Origin of the sequence: Halorhodospira neutriphila, assembly GCF_016584055.1 — a bacterium.
Classification (GTDB): Bacteria; Pseudomonadota; Gammaproteobacteria; order Nitrococcales; family Halorhodospiraceae; genus Halorhodospira; species Halorhodospira neutriphila.
Genome location: NZ_NRSH01000138.1, coordinates 1 through 5,375, shown reverse-complemented (window position 1 = coordinate 5,375; position 5,375 = coordinate 1). Strand labels below are relative to the sequence as shown.

The window sequence follows — 5,375 nt, the reverse complement described above, 5'->3', positions numbered from 1 at the left end:
CTGCTCCGCCAGCGCCGCCGTATCGTCGAAGCGCTCCTCGGCGCGCGCTACGTCCTCGTCGGCGACGACTTCCGCTTCGGCCACGGCCGGCGCGGCGATCTGGCGCTGCTGCGCGAGCAGGGCCGGCGCTGGGGCTACGAGGCCGCCTGCATGGGGACGGTGGCGCAGGAGGGCACGCGCGTCAGCAGCACCCGGGTCCGCGAGGCGGTGGCCGACGGGCGCTTCGCGGAGGCGGAGGCGCTGCTCGGCGCCCCCTACCGGGTCAGCGGCCGGGTCGTGCGCGGCGACGCCGTGGGGCGGCGGCTGGGGTGGCCGACGGCGAACCTCAAGCTGCCCCCGGCCCCGCTCCCGCTGGCCGGCATCTACGCCGGATGGGCCCGGGGGCCGGGGCTCGGCGCCTGGCCGGCGGCGGTGAGCGTCGGCGTCCGGCCGACGGTCGGGGGGCGGCGGACCGTCTTCGAGGCGCACCTGATCGGCTTCCGCGGCGATCTCTACGGGCGGCACCTGGCCATCGAGCCGGTGCGCTGGCTGCGCGCCGAGGAGCGCTTCGACGATACGGCGGCGCTGGCGGAGCAGATCGGCGACGACGTCGAGGCCGCGCGCCGGGTGCTGTGCAACGATTCCCATTCAGGCGAGGCGGTGACGTGAGCGAGTACAAGCACACCCTCAACCTTCCGCACACCGAGTTCCCCATGCGGGCCCGGCTCGCCGAGCGCGAGCCGCAGCGCCTGCAGCGCTGGCGCGACCAGGACCTCTACGGCACCATCCGCGCCGCCCGCGCCGGGCGCGAGCGCTTCATCCTCCACGACGGCCCGCCCTACGCCAACGGCGACATCCACATCGGCCACGCCGTCAACAAGATCCTCAAGGACATCATCGTCAAGGCGCGGACCCTCGACGGCTACGACGCCCCCTACGTGCCGGGCTGGGACTGCCACGGCCTGCCCATCGAGCACAAGGTCGAGGAGCACGCCGGCAAGCCGGGCGAGGACCTGACCTACGCCGCGTTCCGCGAGCGCTGCCGCGCCTTCGCCGCCGAGCAGGTCGACGGCCAGCGCCGCGACTTCGAGCGCCTCGGCGTCCTCGGCGACTGGCAGCGCCCCTACCTGACCATGGACTACGCCACCGAGGCCGGCATCCTGCGCGCCCTGGCGCGCATCGTGGCCGGCGGGCACGTCACCCAGGGCTTCAAGCCGGTGCTCTGGTGCCCGGAGTGCGGCTCGGCGCTCGCCGAGGCGGAGGTCGAGTACGAGGAGCGCACCTCGCCGGCGGTGGACGTCCGCTACGCCGTCGCCGACGCCCACGATCTCGAGGGCCGCGTCTTCCTCGAGGGCGAGGGGGCGCAGGCGGGCCCGGTCTCGGTGGTCATCTGGACAACGACCCCGTGGACCCTCCCGGCGAGCCGGGCCGTGGCCGTCCACCCCGAGCTGGAGTACGCCGTCGTCGCCCTCGACCACGCCGAGCGCCTGATCCTCGCCGCCGAGCTGGTGGCCCCGACGCTGGCGCGCGCCGGCATCGAGCGCTACGAGGTGGTGGGCCGCTGCCGGGGCCGCGACCTGGAGGGGCTCACCCTGCGCCACCCCTTCCTGGGGCGCACGGTGCCGGTGGTGCTCGGCGAGCACGTCACCACCGACGGCGGGACGGGCTGCGTCCACACCGCCCCGGGCCATGGCCAGGAGGACTTCGAGGTCGGCCAGCGCTACGGCCTGGAGGTGGCCAACCCCGTCGACGGGGCGGGGCGCTTCCTGCCGGAGACCGAGCACTTCGCCGGCCTGGACGTCTTCGACGCCAACCCCCGGGTCGTCGAGCTGCTCGATGAGCGCGGCGCGCTCCTGCACCACGAGGACTACCGCCACAGCTACCCGTGCTGCTGGCGCCACAAGGGGCCGGTGATCTTCCGGGCGACGCCGCAGTGGTTCATCGACCTCGACGGCGGCGGCCTGCGCGAGCGCGCCCTGGCGGAGATCGCCGGGGTCTGCTGGATGCCGCCGTGGGGGGCGGCGCGGATCGAGGCCATGGTCCGCGGCCGCCCGGACTGGTGCATCTCGCGCCAGCGCCACTGGGGCGTGCCCATCGCCATCCTCGTCCACCGCCGCACCGGCGAGCCCCACCCCGAGACGTCGCGGCTGATGGAGGCGGTGGCCGAGCGCATGGAGCGCGAGGGCCTCGAGGCGTGGTGGCGGCTCGACCCGGCCGAGCTCATCGGCGACGAGGCGGCGGAGTACGAGAAGGTCACCGACATCCTCGACGTCTGGTTCGACTCCGGGGTCACCCACGCCACCGTCCTCGAGGACCGGGAGCAGCTGCAGGTCCCGGCGGATCTCTACCTCGAGGGCTCCGACCAGTACCGCGGCTGGTTCCAGTCGTCGCTGCTCTCCTCGGCGGCGATCCGCGGCTCGGCCCCCTACCGCGCGGTGCTGACCCACGGCTTCACCGTCGACGAGAGCGGCTACAAGATGTCCAAGTCGCGGGGCAACGTGATCGCCCCGCAGGACGTCATGGACCGGCTCGGCGCCGATATCCTGCGCCTGTGGGTCGCCTCCGCCGACTACACCGGCGAGATCGCGGTCTCCGACAACATCCTCCAGCGCACCGCCGACGCCTACCGGCGGATGCGCAATACGGCCCGCTTCCTCCTCGGCAACCTCCACGGCTTCGAGCCGCAGCGCGACGCCCTGGCGCCGGCGGCCATGCTGCCCCTGGACCGCTGGGCGGTGGCCCGGGCCCAGGCCCTGCAGGAGCGGATCGTCGCCGCCTACGACCGCTACGAGCTCCACCGCATCTACCACCTCCTGCACAACTTCTGCGTGGTGGACCTGGGCGGCTTCTACCTCGATATCCTCAAGGACCGCCTCTACACCACGCCGCCGGAGAGCCGCGCCCGGCGCTCGGCGCAGACGGCGCTCTACCACGTCGCCGAGGCGCTGGTGCGCTGGCTGGCGCCGATCCTGTCGTTCACCGCCGACGAGATCTGGGAGCACCTGCCGGGGCGGCGCGAGGCGCCGGTCTTCACGGCGCAGTGGTACGACGGGCTCTTCGGCCTCGACGGCGGCGAGGCCGAGGCCGCCTTCTGGGAGCGGGTCATCGACCTGCGCTCGGCGGTCAGCCGCGAGCTCGAGCGCCTGCGCAACGCCAAGGTCATCGGCGCCAACCTCGACGCCGAGGTCACCCTCTACGTCTCCGACGAGCTCGCCGAGGCGCTGGCGCCGCTGGCCGAGGAGCTGCGCTTCGTGCTCATCACCTCGGAGGCGGCGCTGCGGCCCCTCGCCGAGGCGCCGGAGGGGGCCGTCGAGGCGAGCCTCGAGGACGGCACCGCGGTGCGCATCGCCGCGGCCGCCTCCGGGCACGAGAAGTGCCCGCGCTGCTGGCACCGGCGCCCGGATATCGGGGCCAGCGCCGAGCACCCGCAGCTCTGCGGCCGGTGCGTGGCCAACGTCGCCGGCGAGGGCGAAGCGCGGCGGGTGGCCTGAGCGGCGTGGCGGCCCCCGTGCTGCGGTGGCTGGCCCTGGCGGCGGCGGTGGCCCTCCTCGACCAGGGCACCAAGCTCTGGGCCGAGGCGAGCCTGGCGCCGCACCGGCCGGTGGAGCTGCTGCCGGTGCTCAGCCTGACCCTGGGGTACAATCCGGGGGCCGCCTTCAGCCTCCTCGGCGAGGCCGGGGGGTGGCAGCGCTGGTTCCTGGCGGCGGTCGCCGTCGCCGTGGGCGGCTACCTCGTCCACTGGCTGTACCGGCTCGGGGATGAGCAGCCCGGGCTGGCGGCGGGGCTGGCGCTGCTGCTCGCCGGGGCCGTCGGCAACCTCATCGACCGGCTGCGCCTCGGGGCCGTCGTCGACTTCATCCACCTCCACTACCGCGGCTTCCACTGGCCGCTGTTCAACGTCGCCGACATCGCGGTCACCGTGGGGGCGGGGATCGTCATCCTCTTGATGCTACGGAGGCCTAGCCGTGACTAAGATCCGTCTCGCCAATCCCCGCGGCTTCTGCGCCGGGGTCGACCGGGCCATCGCCATCGTCGACCGGGCGCTGGCGGTCTTCGGGGAGCCCGTCTACGTCCGCCACGAGGTGGTGCACAACCGCTACGTGGTCGACGACCTGCGCGAGCGCGGCGCCGTGTTCGTCGAGGAGCTCGACGAGGTCCCCGACGGGGCGACGGTGATCTTCAGCGCCCACGGCGTCCCGCAGCGGGTGGTCGACGAGGCCCACGCCCGGGGGCTGCAGGTCTTCGACGCCACCTGCCCCCTGGTGACCAAGGTCCACATGGAGGTCCGCGGCCACGCCCAGCAGGGCCGCGAGGTGGTGCTCATCGGCCACGCCGGCCACCCGGAGGTCGAGGGGACCATGGGGCAGTACCTCGCCCCCGAGGGGCAGGGGGGCATCTACCTCGTCCAGAGCGAGGCGGAGGCCCGGCAGCTGGCGGTCGCCAACCCCCAGGAGCTCGCCTACGTCACCCAGACGACGCTCTCGGTGGACGACACCGCCGGCATCGTCGCGGCGCTGCAGGAGCGCTTCCCGGCGATCCGCGGGCCGCGCAAGGACGACATCTGCTACGCCACCCAGAACCGCCAGGACGCCGTCCGGGCGCTCGCCGAGGAGGCCGACCTGATCCTCGTCGTCGGCTCGCGGAACAGCTCCAACTCCAACCGGCTGCGCGAGCTGGCGCAGCGCTGCGGGGTGCCCGCCTACCTGATCGACGGGGCGGGCGACCTGGAGCGCGGCTGGCTCGGCGGCTGCGGCGTGGTCGGGGTCACGGCGGGGGCCTCGGCGCCCGAGAGCACCGTGGTGGAGGTGGTCGAGCAGCTCCAGGCCTGGGGCTGCGAGGCGCCGGAGGAGCGCCTCGGCAAGGCGGAGACGGTGACCTTCGGGCTGCCCAAGGAGCTGCTCAGCGCCGGCTCGACGAGCGCGGATTGAGCACCCGCAGGGCGTCCGGGTAGCTGCTGCGCAGCTGCTCGGCCACGTCGCGGGGGACGAGCTCGTAGGCGTCGCCCACGGCCACGATGGCGGCCTCGCCGTTGGCGAGGGCGCGGCGCTGCTCCCGGGTGACCGCGATCCAGCGGACCTTCGGCCCCTCCGTGAAGTGGTAGTCGAGCTCGGCGCCGAAGCGCGGCAGGTAGTTGGTGTAGATGAGCTCCGCGAGGCTCGCCTGCGGCGCCGGCCGCTGGTCCGCCTGCCGCTGCTGGCGCCGCCGGCCGCCGCGCCTGGGCCGGGCAGGGCGCCGGTCCTCCTTGCGCAGCCGCTCCTCGTCGACGAGGCCGGCCTTGGCCAGCTGCTCCTGGAGCGCGTTCTTCGCCATAGAAGCCATCCCCACTCTTGAAGTGTTTGATTGAGAATGGATTTTAGTAGAGGAGCCGGATTGTTTCGTAGCCCCACCCCCCTGCT

5 protein-coding genes are annotated in these 5,375 nt (G+C 73.9%); 4 read left to right on the top strand and 1 reads right to left on the bottom strand.

Annotated features, from left to right (window positions below):
• The 4 genes from CKO13_RS10325 to ispH form a co-directional block, all read left to right on the top strand.
• A partial coding sequence (locus CKO13_RS10325; RefSeq protein ID WP_274600682.1) for a riboflavin kinase occupies nucleotides 1–648 on the top strand: 648 nt, incomplete at its 5' end.
• The gene (gene ileS / locus CKO13_RS10320) at nucleotides 645–3,470 is read left to right on the top strand and encodes an isoleucine--tRNA ligase (RefSeq protein WP_200260521.1); all 2,826 of its coding nucleotides are present in this window, start codon (nucleotides 645–647) and stop codon (nucleotides 3,468–3,470) included. The genes CKO13_RS10325 and ileS, both read left to right, overlap by 4 nt.
• Before the next feature lie 5 nt (nucleotides 3,471–3,475).
• Entirely contained in the window at nucleotides 3,476–3,952 is a 477-nt protein-coding gene (gene lspA, locus CKO13_RS10315; protein WP_338034635.1) for a signal peptidase II, read from the top strand.
• Nucleotides 3,945–4,907 (top strand): 4-hydroxy-3-methylbut-2-enyl diphosphate reductase, encoded by a 963-nt coding sequence (ispH, locus tag CKO13_RS10310; RefSeq protein ID WP_200260518.1) that lies wholly within the window; start codon nucleotides 3,945–3,947, stop codon nucleotides 4,905–4,907. Before lspA ends, ispH begins: the two co-directional genes overlap by 8 nt.
• Here ispH and CKO13_RS10305 read toward each other — a convergent pair.
• Nucleotides 4,879–5,289 (bottom strand): DUF2058 family protein, encoded by a 411-nt coding sequence (locus tag CKO13_RS10305; RefSeq protein WP_200260515.1) that lies wholly within the window; start codon nucleotides 5,287–5,289, stop codon nucleotides 4,879–4,881. The genes ispH and CKO13_RS10305 overlap by 29 nt on opposite strands.
• Nucleotides 5,290–5,375 lie beyond the last annotated feature (86 nt).

Coding starts and splice junctions, on each gene's coding strand:
- CKO13_RS10305 (WP_200260515.1), bottom strand. CDS start 5,289: ATGGCGAAGAACGCGCTCCAGGAGCAGCTGGCCAAGGCCGGCCTCGTC.